Here is an 18026-nt window from a genome sequence, read left to right as displayed (position 1 = left end):
AACCCCTTAAATAGACTAGCTATTCAAGGGGTAAAATATTCATTAATTAAATAATAGTGATATTTTCTGCTTGAGGTCCTTTTGGTCCCTTAACAACGTCATAAGAAACTTTTTGACCTTCTTCAAGTGATTTGTAACCTTCTGAATTTATTTGAGAAAAATGTGCAAAAACATCATTTCCATCTTCTCCTGTAATAAATCCAAATCCTTTTTCTCCATTAAACCATTTTACTGTACCATTCATATAATGTGTACCTCCGAAATTTTATTCTTAAATTCATTGTAATAACCCACTAATAAAATTTCGATATCACCATACTATATTTATTAAGTACTAATTGAAATATATTTGTGTTACATTATTTACTCTTAATTTAAGTTCTTATTAAGAATAACACAGTTTATTATATAAAACAAGTTATTTTAATATTAAACAACCCATTTATTAAATGGAATTTGAAATAAAAAAGGTAAAAGATTCATGCAAAAGCACTCTAGTATTATCAAAAGATATCACTTTAAAATCAGCATATAATGATGTTATTAAAGCCTATGGCACTGGAAAAGTTGATTATATGAAACAAGTAAGATGGGTAACTGATCTTGATAAATATGGACAAGAACTTCATATTGGATTCGATAAAAATACAAAGCTTATCTCCTTAATAAGATTAAAAAATATACCAATGAAATAAAACATTATGATGAAATCCAATACTAAATTTTTGGTATTAAACTGAATCAACTTTAATTCTTTCTAAATATTTACCTATTAAAAATTCAAATAGCATTAATGTATTAGGATAGAATGAATTAGACAATTTATTCCGATCATCTATAGTATGCATATCATATATTTTAAAGTTAATATCAGACATTTTAGCTAATGTATTTTCTGCTTCTCCTGTAAAAGAAACTATTTTTATTCCATTTTTCTTAGCAGATTCAGAAGCCCTTACTATAAAATCTGTTTCACCTGATTTAGAAATAGCTATTAGTAATTTAGCTTTTATAGCATTTACATCATAACTTTCATATGCTTCAGAATAAATACATTTAAAACCAAGAACTATAAGTTTTCTAGTAAAATATTGTGCAATAAAGTATGAAAATGCTAACCCATTAGTATATATAACTTCATTTTTATTTTTTATTAATAAATCTATAAAATCACTTATATCTTTATCTTCTATTAGTGCTAACAGTTCTTCTAATTCTACTCCATAATATTTATTATTTTTTCCGCTATTAAAATAATTTCTCTTATCCTTCAAAGTAAAACTTAAATTATAATACATATCTAAGAATCCAGAATACCCTATTTTTTTTGCTAAATTCACAATAGTGGTAGTAGAGGTGTAGTGTTCCTTTGCTACTCCTCTTACCCCTATTTCTTTAACATGGTCTATATTATTTATAATATAAATTAATATATTCTCTTCTACTTTGCTTAAGTGATATTTATCTACAATCTTACTAATATCTAACTTCATATACTTCACCTCTGTTATAAAGACCTTACTATTTAATTGATAAATATTATTTTAATTGCATTACTATATTATATCTCACATTCTGCTGAATTAAAAGTAATGACTACTTGACTAAGCTACTTACCTATAGATATTTTCATTACTAAAATATTAAGTAATACATTTATTAAATACTAGAAAATAAATATAACAAAGGAACATGTGTTAGAAATTTTTATAAACTAATAAACTTAAAATATATAATTATCATAGTTAGAATTCAAAATATGTACATATACTTTATAAAAATTAACAAGATGTTATTTTAAGGTTATTACATTCTGTTCTTTAGCCGCAACCTTTCCAATATTATAACTAAAACTCTTTCCATTAAGCTCCATAAATATTATAGGAACAACAACAGAGGGCACTTTATTCTTTATTTCCTCGATATTAACCTTTAATAAGATCTCCCCTGCCTTTACTACACTTCCTTCCTCAACATAGACCTGAAAACCTTCTCCATTTAAGTTAACTGTATCTAATCCAAAATGGATTAAAATCTCAACTCCGGATTTGCTTTTTATAGAGATAGCATGTTTAGTAGGAAAAACTGCTGTAATCGTTCCATCCACTGGTGAAAATACATCTCCATTTTCAGGTTGTATGGCAAACCCATCTCCCATCATTCTTTGTGAAAATACCTCATCTGGAACATCATCTAGACTTATTATTTCTCCAGAAATAGGACTTACAAATACTTCATTTAAATTTTCTTGTTGAATATCTGATTTATCATTAGATAAAAAAGATTTAAATTTTTTAAACATTTAATTCCTCCTAATAATATCTCGTGTATATTACTACACAAAACTTTTTACTTATTCTATACACAATACATATATAATCTATGTAGTCTATAATTTATTTAACTATATATAAACTGTTTTAGTTTTTACTTTATTACAAATGTATAATTTTCAAAAAAGACTGTCTAAAATAGGTTTTAACCTACTTTTGCCAGTCTCTTTTGATTGTTCCTATTATCTCGTATTTTATAAAAAATATAATAAATTATCTCTAAATACTACTTTAATTCAGGCCAATAATCCTTATTTGCTTCAATTAAATCATCTAAAATATTCTTAGCAACAGATGCACTAGTTACTGTCTTAGAAAGTGTAATAGCTTGCCATAATTTTTGATAAGATTTTTCTATCCAAGCTTCAACTACTAACTTTTCTACAGATACTTGTTGTTCCATTAATCCTTTTTGGAATTGTGGAATCTTACCTACTGATAATGGTTCTGGTCCATTGCTTCCAAGAATACAAGGTACTTCAACCATAGCTGTAGGATCAAAATTTTCAATTATACCATTGTTTTCTACAATTAACAACATTCTTTCCTTTGTATTGTATGCTATAGCTCTTGCAAGGTCAACTATATAAGAAGCATGTTCATCTATGTGAAGTTCACAACCTTCTGTAGATTGTTTTTCTATAACTTTTCTACATTCTCCAAATACAAATTTTTCTCTTCCATCCATTACTTCATTTGCTCTTGTATATTCTTTATTAGCATGTTTAACAACATAATCTTGGAATAAATAATATTTTAAATAAGTGTTAGGCAATGTATCTGGATCAACAGCATATACATCTTTTGCTTTAGCAAAGGTATCATTCCAACTTGCTTCAATATGTTGGCTGTCTCCCTTATCAACTACATAGCCATGTTTAGAAACGTGTTCTTTTATTTTTGGCATTAAATCATTTCCATCTTTGTCACGTATGTCTGTCCACCAGCCAAAATGATTAAGTCCATAATAGCGAACTGACATATCCTTTCTTGACTCTAATCCTAAAATTTCTGCCATACGTACTTCTATACCTATTGGCATATCACATATGTTTAATATCTTTGAATTAGGTCTTAATCTTCTAGTAGCTTCTGCAACTATTGCTGCTGGATTAGAGTAATTTAACATCCATGCATTTGGTGAATATTTTTCCATATAATCGAGTATTTCAATAACTCCACCAATAGACCTCATACCATAAGCCATTCCTCCTGGACCACAAGTTTCTTGTCCAAGTACATCATATTTCAAAGGAATTTTTTCATCTAATTCACGCATTGCATATTTACCTACTCTTATATGAGCCATAACAAAGTCTATATCTGTAAAAGCTTCCTCTGGATCTACTGTAGCTAAAAATTCAATTTCTGGTGCTTTTTCTTTTAAAATAACCTTACAAGCTCCAGCAACTACTTCTTGTCTTTCTTTATCATTATCGTATAGCTTTAATTTTTTTATAGGAAATTTATCCAAGTTATCTAACAGCATTAATATTATTCCTGGCGTAAATGTACTTCCACCACCGGCTATTGTTACTGAGAATTTTTTCATAGTTATTCCTTCTTTCTAATTTTATTTTGTATTTATTTTCATATTATAAATTATTTACCATTAATTGTTTTGACTACATCCTTAACTTCATTTGTTTGCTTAATTTTAGGTACTTATTTAAAAAGTATTTTTATTTATTAAGCAATATGTTGCAATTTCTTTTAAGGATATCTCATCAATTTTCTTTGTACCATAAATTTTTGATATCAAATGTTTATGATTATAATTTAGCAAACTTTTTAGTCTATTTAAATACAAAAGCCTTATAAAAAAACAAGTTAAGTTAAATAGTAATTCGTTTTGAATTTTTCTAATATTAATTACCAAGATATTTATCTACTATATTTCTAATTCCATTTACTTTTGGTCCATATATCACTTGAACGTTATTACCTTTCTTTATTACCCCAGCTGCTCCAGTTCCTTTTAAAGCTGTTTCATCAACTAGATCTATATTTTTAAGTTTTAACCTTAAACGTGTAAAACAATTATCAACACTTTCTATATTTTCTTTCCCACCTAAGGCTTCAACTACTATCCCTGCCAAATCTGAATCTTTAGATGCAGCAACCTCTCCTGAAGATTTAGCCAAATTTTCTTTAAAATCTTTTTTAGTTACTAACTTTACTTCCTTATCCTCTCTACCAGGAGTTTTAAGATTAAATTTTTTAATTAAGAATTTAAATACAAAGAAATACACTGCTAATTGTACTAATCCAACAGCTATGAATATAGGCCATTTAGTTTTAGCGATTCCTGCTGGTAAATTATAAGCTATAAAATCTATAAATCCATTTGCCGCAAAGGTTCTAACTCCTAATAATGAAACTATAGCTTCGAATATACCATCCAATGCTGAGTGCACTACCCATAAAAATGGTGCTACAAACAAAAATGTGAATTCTAAAGGCTCTGTGATTCCAACTAATATTGATGTTGCTACTGCTGGTATCAAAATAGACTTTAATTTAACTTTGTTTTCAGGTTTAGATGTTTTATAAAAAGCTAAGGCTGCTCCTGCCAATCCAAACATTTTAACCATACCATACTGTAAATATTTTGCTGATGGATCAAAAATCTTTATAGATGGGTCAGTTAGCTGTGCTAAGAATATATTGTAAGCTCCATAGTATTTTTGTCCATTTATAACCAATTCCCCTCCAATGTTAGAGTAAGAAAATGGTGTCCATATTAAATGATGTAATCCAGTTGGAATTAAGAATCTATTCAAAAATCCGTATAAAAATACTCCTATAGCTCCAGCTGCATTTATAAAACCTGTTAACGCGCTAATACCAGCAGCTACTACAGGCCAAATATAACTAAACACTACTGCTAATATTAATGTAATAGGAGTTAAAACTATAAATACTAATTTAGTATTTCCATATAATCCAAAGGCTCCTGGGAATTCCTTATTACAATATTTATTATGAATAATTGCCACTACCACACCAAGAATCATTCCTAGAAAAACTCCCATGTCTATTACTTGAAATCCTAGTTGTAGAGTCTGTCCAGTTCCATATAAATCTGCTGGAATCTTATATTCTACTAACTTTCCTGTTAGAGTAAGCCATTGGCTATTAGCTCCCAAATATACTAAATATGAAAATACTGCTACTAGTGCCGCCTCTGCTTTCTTTTCTTTTGCTAATCCCATAGCTATTCCCACACAGAAAATAATACTTAAATTTGTCATAATGGGCCAAAGTCCACTACTAATGAATTTACCTATGTTCATTAGGAACCCACTTTCTCCTACAATAGATGGATTACTTAAAATAGAAGATAAAGCCAAAATTACACCTACAATAGGCAAAAATAATACGGGAACAATTATAGCTTTGGCGAACATTTGCATTTTGTCTACTATTAAATCTTTCACTAATAACATCTCCTTTTTAAACATAGCTTTATTTTGTTTAAATATAACCTATAATTTTTACATAAAGGCTTGAATTTAAGTTGAAAAAATTGTAAAATCAATAATTATTCCGTATATAATATTTCTCTCCTTTCTTTAAAAATTTATTAAAATGTTTACATTTACACTTTAGCAAACTTTTAAATCTACTTGAATATAAAATCAGTATTTAAAAACAATTTAAGTTAATTCATAACCTGTTTTTAACGTTTACACTGCTGTAGATTTGGACATTAGAAATATTATTAATCATCTTAAGCTCACTAAATTAATGTGTATATTTGAACATATATATTAATAAATATACATAATAGAAGAATTTATAAGTATAAAATAAATAAAAGCCATCACTCACTTATGATGGCTTTTCATATTTATATAAAATAATCATAATATAATAGATACAAATTCATATTTATTATAATTATTCATTTACTTTTTTATTTATTTGTGACGTTTTCACTATTTTCCCATTCTGTATATAATATCTTGGTATTCTTTTACTTATTCTACTGGTTACTTCATAAGGTATTGTATGCAATAGATCTGCTATATCTTCTACTGCAATCTTTTCATCATTACATTCCCCTATTAATATAACTTCGTCACCAACTTTAACATCACCTACATCTGTTACATCAATCATGCACATATCCATAGTTATTCGACCTACTATAGGTGCACGCCTTCCATTCACAATAACTTGAGTTTTATAAACATTATCTGATAATTCTCTTTCATATCCATCTGCATAGCCTATTGGAAGAACAGCTATTTTGCTATTTCTTATTGTTCTAAATCTTCTTCCATAACTAATGGATTCACCTGATTTAATGTCTTTTACAAGAACAATATTTGTCTTTAATGTCATTGTTGGTCTTAAATTTATATTTTCATGATTAACTTCTGATGAAGGATAATATCCATATTGAGCTATACCTGGTCGAATAGCATCTAAATGCGTATATGGTAAGTCTATTAAAGCAGCACTATTAGCAATATGCTTTATATTAATTTTTACATTTTTATCTTTAAGTTTATAATAAAAATCTAAAAATTTTTTAAATTGTTCGTTAGTATAATCTTTATTTTTTTCATCTGCTGTTGAAAAATGAGAAAATAATCCTTCAAATATTATATTTGGTAATTTACTTATTTGATATATTTTTTCTAAATTTTCTTCTGTAGGCAAAAATCCTAATCTTCCCATACCTGTATCAATGTTTACATGAATTTTTACATCTTTACCTAGTTGTTGTGCTTTCTTAGATAATTGCTCCGCATATTTATATGAACTTACAGATACCTCTAAACCATTTTTTATTATGGTTTCAGCATTGTTGCATATTGTTTTTTCATCATATCGCAGTGGAGTGTAGCCTAAAATAATAATAGGTGCTGTAATACCACTATTTCTTAATTCTAGTGCTTCTGAAAGGACTGCTACCGCTAATCTATTGGCTCCATTTTCAAGTAAAAGGGAAGCTATTTCTGAGGCACCATGTCCATATGCATCAGCTTTAACTACACTTATTATTTCCTTGCTTTTAGCAACTCTTCTTATTTCCTTCATATTATGAATTAAATTGTCTAAATTTATTTCAATCCATGCAGGCCTTGAATGTTCAAACATAAATTTCACTCCAAATTTTAAATTTTTATTTAAAGCTATAATTTTAAAAATAAAAACTTACAATATTATAATATAATTTTTATTATAAATGGTGAACTACTTATTATCTATAAATATAAAAAGTTCCAGGCATAACCTGAAACTTTTATAGATTCTAACAATAAAAAACATATTGCTTTTATTTTCTTAGTTATTTAAATTAATACCTATATAAGAAGTACATAAAACAACTAAATGTTCCAACTATTAATTTGTTTCACATACATCCATTTAGCAAATAGATAATATATTATTTGTAGAACTAAATATATTCCTGCAATAAATATGAAATATTTTGTATATAAAAGTCCTACAGATTTTACTGCAAAGGCAGCATGAAGGGTTGCAACTGTAAGTGGTAAGAAGAACATTGTAAAACTTTGAATACTAACTATCCTTTTTATTTCTTCCTGTGTAACACCTATCTTTTTTAGTCCTATAAAATCTTGTTTATCTTTTTGAATTTCATTAAACATTTTAAAATATAATATACTTCCTGTCGCAATAAAAAATATCATTGCTATAAAAGTTCCTATAAATAAAAGTACAGATAAAAATTGCATTAAACCTGCTGCACTTATTACTCTTTCAGTAAAGAATGCTTCTTGACCTTTTGTAACTGAATTTTTTATTTCAGTTACTGCATTAGTAGCCTTTAAATTATGTTTGATGTTATATCCATAATAAATAAGTTTATTATCATCTGAAACATTATTCCACAACTTTTTAAAATCACTATCACTAACAATTATAGTGTTAGTATTTTGGCTATCTGCATTTATAACTCCACCTTTTAAATTATCTAATATGTTAAAACTATTTACTTTACCATCAATATTTAAATTTAAAGTTTTCTGATTCTTAAAAGGAATTTCTATTTTTTCATTAGCTATACCACTAGTTAAATCGTAGGTATATATTACTACTTCTCTATTTTTTAAATCTAAAGATTTCTTATTATACTGTTTTGCAAGTTCGTTAAAACTATTTTCTGACATTATATTAAAATCAGTTTTATTTATTTTTATACCGTAAGTACTTTTCTTACTTTCTATTACTTTATCATTGTTTTTTCCTTTTATTAATTCTATTTTATTTTTATATTTTATATCAAATTTGTATTTCTTTAATATATCTTCAACTTTTCCATTAGCTATAACTTTATGAGAATTTATACCCTGCTCTATAATTCCTATATCCTGTGGGCAATTTTCTTCAAGTGAAGATAGAGTTACCTTTTGCAAAGAATAAACTGATATAGCTGATGCAAGGGTGATTCCACTAAGTATTGAAGTAATAAACAATACCTTTGCATTATCTTTTAATTTATATATAATTTGAGACAATGTTATTAAATTTATCCCTTTATAATAAACACCCTTATTATTTTGAAGCTTATTTGTGAAAAACACACTAAACTGAGAAAATAAAAGTTTAGTTCCTATTATTACAACTATAAGTATTGGAATCATTGTAGCTATAATAGCTGTGCCAGAAAATATCCCTACAATATATCCAGAAATTATAAGTACTATGCCAAGTATTGACTTTATCTTAGAAAACTTTGGTGTTGTCTTAGGTATTCTCTCACCTTTTAATAATTCTGCAATATTGTTATTTTTTATTTTAAAGCTTGTAATAAAACTTATCAGATTAAGAAGTATTAAAAAGCTTAATATTGTTATTTTTACAGCTTTACTTGATATTGAAAATGGAATTTCTGTATTCAAGTCTAAAATTACAGATATAGCCATAAAAAATAATTTTGAAAATAAAGTTCCAAAGAAAAGTCCTGTTATAATAGAAACAATTGAAATTGTTATATTTTCAAACATGACATATCGTCTTATTTGAGTTTTAGTTAAACCAAACATTGATAAAAGTCCAAATTCTTTTTCTCTAGACTTTAAAAAAGTAGTTATTGAATAATTTGAAAATATAAAAGTGAAAATTATTATTACAAACTCGCACAAATACATTAGTTTACTGGCAACTTCACTTATAGTCTTGTCACTAATATTTCCACTACTAACACCTGGATTATATATAAAATTAGCAAATATAAAAAATATAGTTACGACTATTACATTACTCAAATAATACATAGCATATTTATTTAAATTTCCTTTAATATTTTTAATAGCTATATTATTAATTGTCATTTTAATCTTCCTCCTACAGTGTATAATTATTTGATCTACTTCCTAAAAGTGAAAGGGAATCCATAATTTCTTTAAAAAATGCTTGCCTATTTCCCCCATTCACAATTTCTAAAAAGTATTTTCCGTCCTTAATCATAATTATTCTTTTACAAAAACTTGCAGAAAAAGGATCATGAGTAACCATCATTATAGTAGCTTGTTTTTTAGTATTTAAATTTGTTAAAGTTTCCATTACATCCTGAGATGCTTTAGAATCAAGGTTCCCTGTAGGTTCATCTGCCAAAATTATAGAAGGATTATGGATAAGTGCTCTAGCACAAGCTGCTCTTTGCTGCTGCCCTCCTGAAATTTCATAAGGCTTTTTATTTAAAATATCTTTAATATTTAAAAGATTTGCAATATCTTCTACTTTCTTTTCTATTTCACGTACTTTAACCTTTTCTAATACAAGTGGTAATATTATATTTTCCTTAATAGATAAAGAATCTAACAGATTAAAATCTTGAAATATAAAACCTAGTTCTTTTCTTCTAAACAGAGCAATATTTTTCTCATTTAATCTTGTAGGATTTGTACCATTTATAAAAAGTTCTCCTGATGTAGGGGTATCTATAGTTGCCATTATATTTAATAATGTAGTTTTACCACTACCTGAGGGTCCCATTACTCCAACAAATTCCCCTTTTTCAATTTCTAAACTAAATTTATCCAGTGCTTTAAATTTCATTCCACCTTTTTTTCCACCATATATTTTTGTTATATTTTCAACTTTTAAAATTGACATAATAAAAACCTCCTGCTTCATATGTTCTTTTAAACTACAAGTTTATTATAAAAAAAATAGAGAAATCTTTGTATTGATTTCTCTTTCATTTTGGATATTAACATTACAATTTTGAAAGATTATAATTTAAATATGTTTTTACCTTTATAAAAAACTATATAAAATGTTGTTCCTTCTCCTTCTTGTGATTCAACGTATAATTCATTTCCAAGCTCACTGCAAATACGCTTTGATAAATACATCCCCATGCCTGTAGACTCAGAGGTTTTTCTACCATTTTTGCCTGTAAAGAAAGCATTAAATACTCGTCCTAAATCCTCTTTCGGTATTCCAATACCGTTGTCTTCAATACTTACAATTATTTTTGTAGTATCTTCTTCTATTTTAAGATTTATAGTTTTTTTGTCTTTTTCTGTTGCAACTGTATATTTTATTGCATTAATAACAATTTGATTTATAACAAAGTATATCCACTTTTTATCAGTTTGAACAATTGCAGTTTCACCTGCTATCTTTGGAAATATCTTATGTCTAATAAGTAATTTTTTATTATCGTTTATTACTTTTCTTAAAATAAATAGCATATCTACATCTTCCACATTAAAATCATGATTAAATTCATTTATTCTTGCATTATACAACATAATATTAAGGCCCTGTGATATTTTTTCATTTTCTTCACCAATACTATCAAAAACTTCCTTACATTCACATAAATTTTCTTCTTCTAATATTAGATTAATTACAGATACAGGAGTCTTCATTTGGTGTACCCATTGATTTATAAAACTTGAGTAATGTTTTTGAATGTCTTCATATTTATAAATCTTTCCTTCGTATGATTTATGTAGTTTTTTTAATAGTTCTGTAAAAAGTTTTTGTTCTCTAGTTCTAGCTTCATCTATATTTACGATATCCTCTATAATATCTTCGGAATTTAAAGCCCTATAAATCTGTTTATAAAATACCCTTACTTTTGAATATTCATATAGCAAAAATATAGTAAGTATAACTATAGAAACAAAATATGCATATAATATGTTTGTTATAGGAAAATCTATTACTTTTATAAATAAGGTCAAATGCATTATCAAAATAACTAAAGATATACTTATAAAATATACTATTATATAAGCTACCCTATCTTTTAGAAAATCTATAAATTTCATTTTCTTCACCTACTCTTTACTCTCCCAATTATTAATTAGCATATATCCTTGGCCACGTTTTGTCTCTATAGCATCAGTAATGCCCACTTCTTCTAGCCTCTTTCTAAGTCTTGTAACATTAACAGAAAGAGTATTATCGTCAATGAAATCAGTATCACTCCAAAGAATCTCTAACAAAGTATCTCTTGAAACAATTTTATTTATATTTTTAAGAAGATATAATAAAAGGGAAAATTCATTTTTACTAAGCTCAGTTTTTCTCCCTTTAAATTCTAATATACTCTTGTTTGTATATAATATTAAATCACCAATCTTTAAAAAATCCGTATCATTTTTAGCATAACTACCATATACTCTTCTTAATACACCTTTTATCTTTGCTAATAGTACATAATAAGAAAAGGGCTTTGTTATAAAATCATCTCCACCGTTCTCTATTGCCATAACCTGGTCCATATCTGAGTCTCTAGCTGATATAAATATTATAGGTACTTTAGAATGATTTCTTATATCACTACACCAATAAAATCCATCAAAGAAAGGAAGATTTATATCCATTAAAATAAGATCTGGCTTACAATCTAGAACTTCATCTTTTATATTTGAAAAATCTTTAATTAAAAATGTTTTATATCCATATCTTTCTAAGTGATTTTCTATAAGTTTAGCCATCTTTTTGTCATCTTCTATAATCATAATACTATACAAAATTATCACAACCTTTAAACAATTATATATATAATTGTACCATTTATTAAATTAAATATATAAATATTATTTATATATAATTTTCTGAATAGAGAAATCTCCTCTAAATAAAATTTAGAGGAGTAATTATGAACAAAATTACCTTTATTTAAATCTGCATATCTAAATATTAATAACATAATTTTATTAGAAAGTTATAATTACACTTTCTTTTTCCTTAACCTCTTTTTCTGTTTCTATGACCATATTAGGATACTCAGAAGAATTAGTTATTACTAACATAGTATATGTTGATAAGCCTCTATTTTTAATTAATTCTTCATCAAACATAATAAGATCTTGTCCTTCTTTTACTGAATCTCCTGTTTTCACAAAAACTTCAAACCCTTCTCCATTCATAGAGACTGTATCAATTCCAACATGAATCAATGCTTCTACTCCATTTTCGAATTTAATTCCAACTGCATGTTTAGATTCCTCCATGACTACTGTAATTTCACCATCTGCTGGTGATTTTACTATACTTGTAGTTGGAATAATTGCTAATCCATCTCCCATGATTTTTGATGAAAATACCTCATCTGGTACTTTATTAATTGAAATCATCTTTCCTGATAAATAAGCTTTTAATTTTAAATTTTTTTCTTTCTTTTTAAATAATGAAAACATATTTAACCTCCTAGAATGTAATTTATTTTATTATATTTATCAATCCTTCCTATTTCTTGAAAGATATAATTTATTTTGATATACTTATGTGAAATATAAAGAAAGGATTTGACGAAAATTGTTAGATTGTATCGATAATAGTATTTTAAATACATTAACCCAAAGTGAATTATCTGTACTTCAATATATCGATGTCCACTCCAATGAAGTACTTACTATGAGTATTCAGGAATTAAGTGAAAAAGTTTTTTTCTCAACTGCTACAATTTTACGTCTATGTAAAAAACTTAATCTTAGTGGATTTTCCGAACTTAAATTTACTTTAAAAAATAATGTTTCTTCCAATAATTCACTTAAATCCACAGCTGTTTCTACTAAAAAAATAGTAGCAGATTTATACAGTGAAATTGAAAATACAGGACGTCTTCTTGATACAAAAACATTAGATACTATTGTAGGTTATCTTTTAAGCAATAAAAAAATTCATTTATTCTCCTATGGGTTAACTAATATGGCATTTGAATATATGCAAAGATATCTTTTAGCAACTGGCCGTCAAACTATTTTATATAAAACAGATACTTTAGCATATAAAGCTGTAAATAATTTAACGGAAAATGATGTTTTATTTTTATCTAGTTCTACTGGCTCAAATCCTTCTACTTTAAAGCTTGCTAAAATTGCTAAAAATAGTAATACAATCATTGTGGCAATTACTCCATTTACTAACAATCCATTATCTAAAATTGCAGATATAAATCTCTATACTTTTATAAAAGAAAGAGATTTTTTTGATTCTGATATAAAAAATAGAACCTGTATTTTCTATATTGTAGATATGATAATAGAATGTTATATTAAATATTTAGATAAATCAAAATTTAATAATTTATATTAAAAGGAGAACCACATCATGATAGATGACTTAGATGAAAAAATTTTAAAAAAACTAACTCCAAATGAAAAGGATTTATTAAATTATATTAATTCTAATAAATTTGAGATTTATAAAATGAGTATACATGAATTTGCACAAAGCACCTATGTATCTACTGCAACCGTTTTACGATTGTGTAAAAAATTAGGTTTTAATGGCTTTAATGAACTAAAATTTAATCTAAAAAAATCTCTAACTTTAAAAAATAAGGGCTATGATTCTTCTATAGGACTTAATGGGCTACTTTCTAGACGTCTTTTGGAATTAAAAGAAACTATGCTATCTTTGAATCTAGAACAATTAGATAGCATAGTAGACTATCTTTGCAGCGATAAGAATATTCATATATTTGGCAGGGGCCTTACTCAAATGTCTTTAGAATATCTTTATAATATATTAATATCCTTAAACAGACAATGTATGTTTTACCTTGATCCTCCACTTGTTTACCAAACTGCTTCTCAAATGGATGAGAATGATGTATTTATAATTGGAAGCTTTAGCGGATCCACAGACCCTATTGTTAAAGCAGTAGAAATTAGTAAGAACAACACTGGCACTGTTATAGCTATTACTTCTAATCCTAATAGTGAGTTAGCTAAAAAAGCTGATATCGTTTTAATTGGGAAAACCCAAAATAGATTTTTTTCTGGCATTGATATTAACTCCAGATTATCTATACAATTCATTGTAGAAATAATTATAGAATTATATATGTCACGTATGAATATTGTTTCGCATTAGATTTATAAAAATGGCATCATTTTAAGTTGCTATTTTTATATTTATATAATTTAATATTTCATAGCTTCTTTTACTTGCTTTGCTACTTTTTCAACTTTAGGTCCATAAATAACATGTATATGAGTTGAAGAAGGTTTCACAATTCCCATACTGCCAGTTTTCTTTAATAAATCTTCATTTACTAATGACATATCTTTAATATCTACTCTAAGTCTTGAGATACAATTGTTAACTGCTACTATATTATCAATTCCACCTAATCCATTAATAATTTTAACAGCTAAATTAGTTTTTCCAGAAGAAGATTTAGAAGAATCTTCTTCTTCAACATCTTCATTTACATCAATAGAAATATTCTTATTTGTGAAATACCACTTAAATACCATATAATAAATAACTGCAAATACTATACCTACTAATATTACAATATACCATCTTGATCCAGGTACTAAAACTCCATAAATCAAGAAATCAATAATTCCTCCACCAGTATTTCCAATTGCAACACCTAGTAAACTTAATATACCAAAAGAAATACCTCCCATTATAGCATGAAATAAGAATAGTTGTGGAGCAATAAACATAAATGAGAATTCTAATGGTTCTGTAATTCCTGATACAATAGATGCAGCAACTCCTGCAAGCATTAGGGCCTTTACTTTAGGCTTCTTATCATCAGGGGATGTCTTATATATAGCATAGGCTGCTGCTGGAAGTCCAAACATCATAAATGGCATTTTACCTTGTCCTAAGAAAGCTGTAAATTGTTTTAATTGAGAAATATCTACTTTATCAAAGAATTGAAGGAATATGTTTAAACATCCTTCCACTCCTTGATATACTCCACCTACAGATGTTGTACGAAATACACCATTTAAAACATGGTGTAGTCCAGTAGGAATCAAAATTCTTTCTAAGAATCCAAACAAAAATACACCTGTATGTCCTGAACTTGCAATTAAACTTCCTAAAGAATTTATTCCTGATGAAATTGGAACCCAAACAAATGGAATAACTTGTCCAAGAAGGGTCATGGCTCCTATAACTACAATTGCTACAAATCTCTTTCCGCCATAAAAGGCAATAGCTATAGGGAAGTCAACTTTATAAAATTTATTATGAAGCATTGATGTTAATATACCTGTAAGGATACCTGCAAAAGCTCCCATTTCTATGGTTTTCTCAATGCCTAAAATATTTGACATTTTAAGTGAAGCAAAGTTAAATGCTCCGGAATTAATAATAATTGATGCACTTAATAAAAATGTATAATAACCAATGAATCCTGCAAATGCTGCAATCTCTTTTTCTTCTTTTGCTAATCCAAAAGCAATACATATAGCAAATAATACTGGAATCATTCCAAAAACTGTAGCAGTAATCGTTTTAATTAAAGTTAAAACATATACAACCACTGAATTTTGTAAAAAAGGTAATGCTGCTTGAATTTGTGGTTTAAGTAGTGCAGAACTTAGACCTAATATTAAACCTGCAGCAGCTAAAGTAGCGATTGGTAACATTAAACTTCTACCTAAGGCAGAGAAGGAGTCCATTATTTTATTTTTTTTGTTCATACACATTCTCCTTTTTAATTAAACATTTGTGATATTTCAATATTCTAAAGCTCTTCAAATTACATGAATATGCAGACTTTTCTAAAAATTCTAAATATAAGAAAGGTAATTAAGGTTGTATCTATTTAATTACCTTTCTTAATAAACTTTTTAAATCCTATTCTACTTAAGTTCTGGCCAATATCCTTTGTTTGCTTCAATTAATGCATCTAATACTTTTCTAGCTTTCTTTCCATCATTTATTAATCTATTAATCGTAAAAGCTTGTAATGCTTTGTTATAAGATTTTTCATAATAAGCATCTATTAATAATTTTTCACAAGATACTTGATTTACTAATAATCCTAAATAAAATTGTGGAATATTACCTACTCTCATAGGTCTTGGTCCGTTAATGCCAAGTTCAGCAACTACTTCTACCATAGCATCATCTTGCATATTATTTATTGCTCCATTATTTTCTACAATAATTATATATCTTTTATTTTTATTGTAAGCAATAGATGCTGCAACTTCTATCATCATCTCTGCATGAGCATCACTTTCAATTTTTATAATTCCTTCTGTGGTTCCTGCATCGATTACTTCTCTGCATTCAGTGAAAACACGGTTTTCTCTATGAGCCATAACTTCATCTGCTCTCGTAAAATTTGGATCAAGATGAGAAGCCTTATAATCTGGATATAAGTAATATTGATCATAAGTATTCGGTAGATAATCTGGAAAATCATTCATAAGTGTTTGAACCATTCCATAAGTATCTAACCAAGATTGATCTCTTTGTTCTGCATCTTGAGGTAGGAATCCTTTTTCTTTAATTAATTCTTTTAATTTAGGTAATAAATCTTCTCCTGTATTTTTATCATATATGTGTGTAAACCAACCATAATGATTTAATCCAAAATATACAGGATCTAAAGTTTCCCAATCACATCCTAACAGACGGCTACATGAGCGTACAACATTTTCAGGCTGATCACAAATATTTAAAATCTTATTATCATTAGGGAATTCTCTTCTCAATGCTTCTGCAACAATTGCTGCTGGGTTAGAATAATTAAGTATCCATGCATTGGGAGAATATTTTCTTATATCATAAATGGCTTTGATCATTTCTTTTGTAGATCTTAATCCATAAGCCATTCCACCTGCTCCACAAGTTTCTTGTCCTATAAGACCCATACTTAAAGGAATGTGCTCATCTTTTGCTCTCATGTGTAAACCACCAACACGCATTTGCATAAACACAAAATCCATATCCTTATAAGCTTCTTCAATATCAGTAGTATATTTAAAATCTAATCCTTCATAATTTTCTTTCATTAAAATTTGACCAAACTCTCCAATTGGCTTTTGTCTTTCTGCATCTATATCAAATAATACTAACTTATTAAGAGGTAAATCTCTCTTGCATCTACAAAATGATTTTAAAAATCCTGGTGTAAAAGTACTTCCGCCACCTACAATAACTACATTATATTTTTTCATAACATTCACTCCTAATTTTGTTTTGATAATGGCCACTTATCTTTAATGATATTTTAAGTTTTTATTTAATCATTATCAATATATCTTAAAAGTATAGTCATGTATAATGACGTATGTAATTTATTACCCTAAATGTTATTTATGACACTGTGTATTTCACTACATTATTATATATCTCTCTATGTAAATTACCCTATATTTATTAATATCTTTTTCTAATGAAAATTTTATTATGATCTAAATTTTATCACCTTTTTGCTCCTACCTTTATAAGATAAATTAAAAACTATTTTTAAAGCTGGTGATG

The 18026-nt window shown here is 27.1% G+C and carries 16 protein-coding genes; 3 read left to right on the top strand and 13 right to left on the bottom strand.

Annotation, left to right across the window (positions count from 1 at the left end):
• Positions 1 to 46: 46 nt before the first annotated feature.
• A complete protein-coding gene (locus ACYUDJ_RS04525; RefSeq protein WP_003356423.1) occupies positions 47 to 244 on the bottom strand; it encodes a cold-shock protein in 198 nt (65 codons plus the stop codon).
• Between the two features lie 205 nt (positions 245 to 449).
• On the opposite strand from ACYUDJ_RS04525, the gene ACYUDJ_RS04520 reads away from it, so the two are divergent.
• A complete protein-coding gene (locus ACYUDJ_RS04520; protein WP_003487621.1) occupies positions 450 to 695 on the top strand; it encodes a hypothetical protein in 246 nt (81 codons plus the stop codon).
• A 36-nt stretch (positions 696 to 731) separates the two neighbouring features.
• Here the strand turns inward: ACYUDJ_RS04520 and ACYUDJ_RS04515 are convergent, their stop codons facing one another.
• The 10 genes from ACYUDJ_RS04515 to ACYUDJ_RS04470 all read right to left on the bottom strand — a co-directional run bounded on the left by ACYUDJ_RS04515 (position 732) and on the right by ACYUDJ_RS04470 (position 12976).
• Positions 732 to 1493, bottom strand: a complete 762-nt coding sequence (locus tag ACYUDJ_RS04515; protein WP_003487623.1) for a MurR/RpiR family transcriptional regulator — start codon at positions 1491 to 1493, stop codon at positions 732 to 734.
• A 299-nt stretch (positions 1494 to 1792) separates the two neighbouring features.
• On the bottom strand, positions 1793 to 2302 hold the full coding sequence (locus tag ACYUDJ_RS04510; RefSeq protein ID WP_003487624.1) for a PTS sugar transporter subunit IIA: 510 nt from the start codon (positions 2300 to 2302) through the stop codon (positions 1793 to 1795).
• A 257-nt stretch (positions 2303 to 2559) separates the two neighbouring features.
• Positions 2560 to 3885, bottom strand: coding sequence for a 6-phospho-alpha-glucosidase (locus ACYUDJ_RS04505; RefSeq protein WP_003487625.1), 1326 nt, complete (start codon positions 3883 to 3885; stop codon positions 2560 to 2562).
• A 316-nt stretch (positions 3886 to 4201) separates the two neighbouring features.
• A complete protein-coding gene (locus tag ACYUDJ_RS04500) occupies positions 4202 to 5773 on the bottom strand; it encodes a PTS transporter subunit EIIC (protein WP_042385848.1) in 1572 nt (523 codons plus the stop codon).
• A gap of 463 nt (positions 5774 to 6236) precedes the next feature.
• Entirely contained in the window at positions 6237 to 7445 is a 1209-nt protein-coding gene (gene alr, locus ACYUDJ_RS04495; RefSeq protein ID WP_003487627.1) for an alanine racemase, read from the bottom strand.
• Between the two features lie 230 nt (positions 7446 to 7675).
• On the bottom strand, positions 7676 to 9646 hold the full coding sequence (locus tag ACYUDJ_RS04490; protein WP_003487628.1) for an FtsX-like permease family protein: 1971 nt from the start codon (positions 9644 to 9646) through the stop codon (positions 7676 to 7678).
• 13 nt (positions 9647 to 9659) lie between these two features.
• Positions 9660 to 10430 (bottom strand): ABC transporter ATP-binding protein, encoded by a 771-nt coding sequence (locus tag ACYUDJ_RS04485; protein ID WP_042385850.1) that lies wholly within the window; start codon positions 10428 to 10430, stop codon positions 9660 to 9662.
• A 119-nt stretch (positions 10431 to 10549) separates the two neighbouring features.
• Positions 10550 to 11599 carry a sensor histidine kinase gene (locus ACYUDJ_RS04480; RefSeq protein ID WP_042386432.1) on the bottom strand — a complete coding sequence of 350 codons (1050 nt, stop codon included), beginning with the start codon at positions 11597 to 11599 and terminating at the stop codon, positions 10550 to 10552.
• Between the two features lie 9 nt (positions 11600 to 11608).
• Positions 11609 to 12307, bottom strand: a complete 699-nt coding sequence (locus tag ACYUDJ_RS04475; RefSeq protein ID WP_042385853.1) for a response regulator transcription factor — start codon at positions 12305 to 12307, stop codon at positions 11609 to 11611.
• A 186-nt stretch (positions 12308 to 12493) separates the two neighbouring features.
• Positions 12494 to 12976: a PTS sugar transporter subunit IIA gene (locus ACYUDJ_RS04470; RefSeq protein WP_003487633.1), complete on the bottom strand. Its 483-nt coding sequence runs from the start codon at positions 12974 to 12976 to the stop codon at positions 12494 to 12496.
• A gap of 118 nt (positions 12977 to 13094) precedes the next feature.
• On the opposite strand from ACYUDJ_RS04470, the gene ACYUDJ_RS04465 reads away from it, so the two are divergent.
• The gene (locus ACYUDJ_RS04465; RefSeq protein ID WP_030033059.1) at positions 13095 to 13874 is read left to right on the top strand and encodes a MurR/RpiR family transcriptional regulator; all 780 of its coding nucleotides are present in this window, start codon (positions 13095 to 13097) and stop codon (positions 13872 to 13874) included.
• 15 nt (positions 13875 to 13889) lie between these two features.
• Positions 13890 to 14657: a MurR/RpiR family transcriptional regulator gene (locus tag ACYUDJ_RS04460; protein ID WP_003487636.1), complete on the top strand. Its 768-nt coding sequence runs from the start codon at positions 13890 to 13892 to the stop codon at positions 14655 to 14657.
• A 50-nt stretch (positions 14658 to 14707) separates the two neighbouring features.
• On the opposite strand, the gene ACYUDJ_RS04455 is transcribed toward ACYUDJ_RS04460, so the two are convergent.
• Both ACYUDJ_RS04455 and ACYUDJ_RS04450 read right to left on the bottom strand, forming a co-directional pair.
• Positions 14708 to 16231, bottom strand: coding sequence for a PTS transporter subunit EIIC (locus tag ACYUDJ_RS04455; protein ID WP_043031022.1), 1524 nt, complete (start codon positions 16229 to 16231; stop codon positions 14708 to 14710).
• A gap of 162 nt (positions 16232 to 16393) precedes the next feature.
• Entirely contained in the window at positions 16394 to 17719 is a 1326-nt protein-coding gene (locus ACYUDJ_RS04450; RefSeq protein WP_042385857.1) for a 6-phospho-alpha-glucosidase, read from the bottom strand.
• Between the last annotated feature and the right edge of the window lie 307 nt (positions 17720 to 18026).

The organism is Clostridium sp. CTA-6 (assembly GCF_054768115.1).
This window is presented reverse-complemented; position numbering and strand designations above follow the sequence as displayed.

Excerpts from the sequence above, each read along its gene's own strand:
- ACYUDJ_RS04525 (WP_003356423.1), bottom strand. The coding sequence starts at position 244 with ATGAATGGTACAGTAAAATGGTTTAATGGAGAAAAAGGATTTGGATTT.
- ACYUDJ_RS04520 (WP_003487621.1), top strand. The coding sequence starts at position 450 with ATGGAATTTGAAATAAAAAAGGTAAAAGATTCATGCAAAAGCACTCTA.
- ACYUDJ_RS04515 (WP_003487623.1), bottom strand. The coding sequence starts at position 1,493 with ATGAAGTTAGATATTAGTAAGATTGTAGATAAATATCACTTAAGCAAA.
- ACYUDJ_RS04510 (WP_003487624.1), bottom strand. The coding sequence starts at position 2,302 with ATGTTTAAAAAATTTAAATCTTTTTTATCTAATGATAAATCAGATATT.
- ACYUDJ_RS04505 (WP_003487625.1), bottom strand. The coding sequence starts at position 3,885 with ATGAAAAAATTCTCAGTAACAATAGCCGGTGGTGGAAGTACATTTACG.
- alr (WP_003487627.1), bottom strand. The coding sequence starts at position 7,445 with ATGTTTGAACATTCAAGGCCTGCATGGATTGAAATAAATTTAGACAAT.
- ACYUDJ_RS04490 (WP_003487628.1), bottom strand. The coding sequence starts at position 9,646 with ATGACAATTAATAATATAGCTATTAAAAATATTAAAGGAAATTTAAAT.
- ACYUDJ_RS04485 (WP_042385850.1), bottom strand. The coding sequence starts at position 10,430 with ATGTCAATTTTAAAAGTTGAAAATATAACAAAAATATATGGTGGAAAA.
- ACYUDJ_RS04480 (WP_042386432.1), bottom strand. The coding sequence starts at position 11,599 with ATGAAATTTATAGATTTTCTAAAAGATAGGGTAGCTTATATAATAGTA.
- ACYUDJ_RS04470 (WP_003487633.1), bottom strand. The coding sequence starts at position 12,976 with ATGTTTTCATTATTTAAAAAGAAAGAAAAAAATTTAAAATTAAAAGCT.
- ACYUDJ_RS04460 (WP_003487636.1), top strand. The coding sequence starts at position 13,890 with ATGATAGATGACTTAGATGAAAAAATTTTAAAAAAACTAACTCCAAAT.
- ACYUDJ_RS04455 (WP_043031022.1), bottom strand. The coding sequence starts at position 16,231 with ATGAACAAAAAAAATAAAATAATGGACTCCTTCTCTGCCTTAGGTAGA.
- ACYUDJ_RS04450 (WP_042385857.1), bottom strand. The coding sequence starts at position 17,719 with ATGAAAAAATATAATGTAGTTATTGTAGGTGGCGGAAGTACTTTTACA.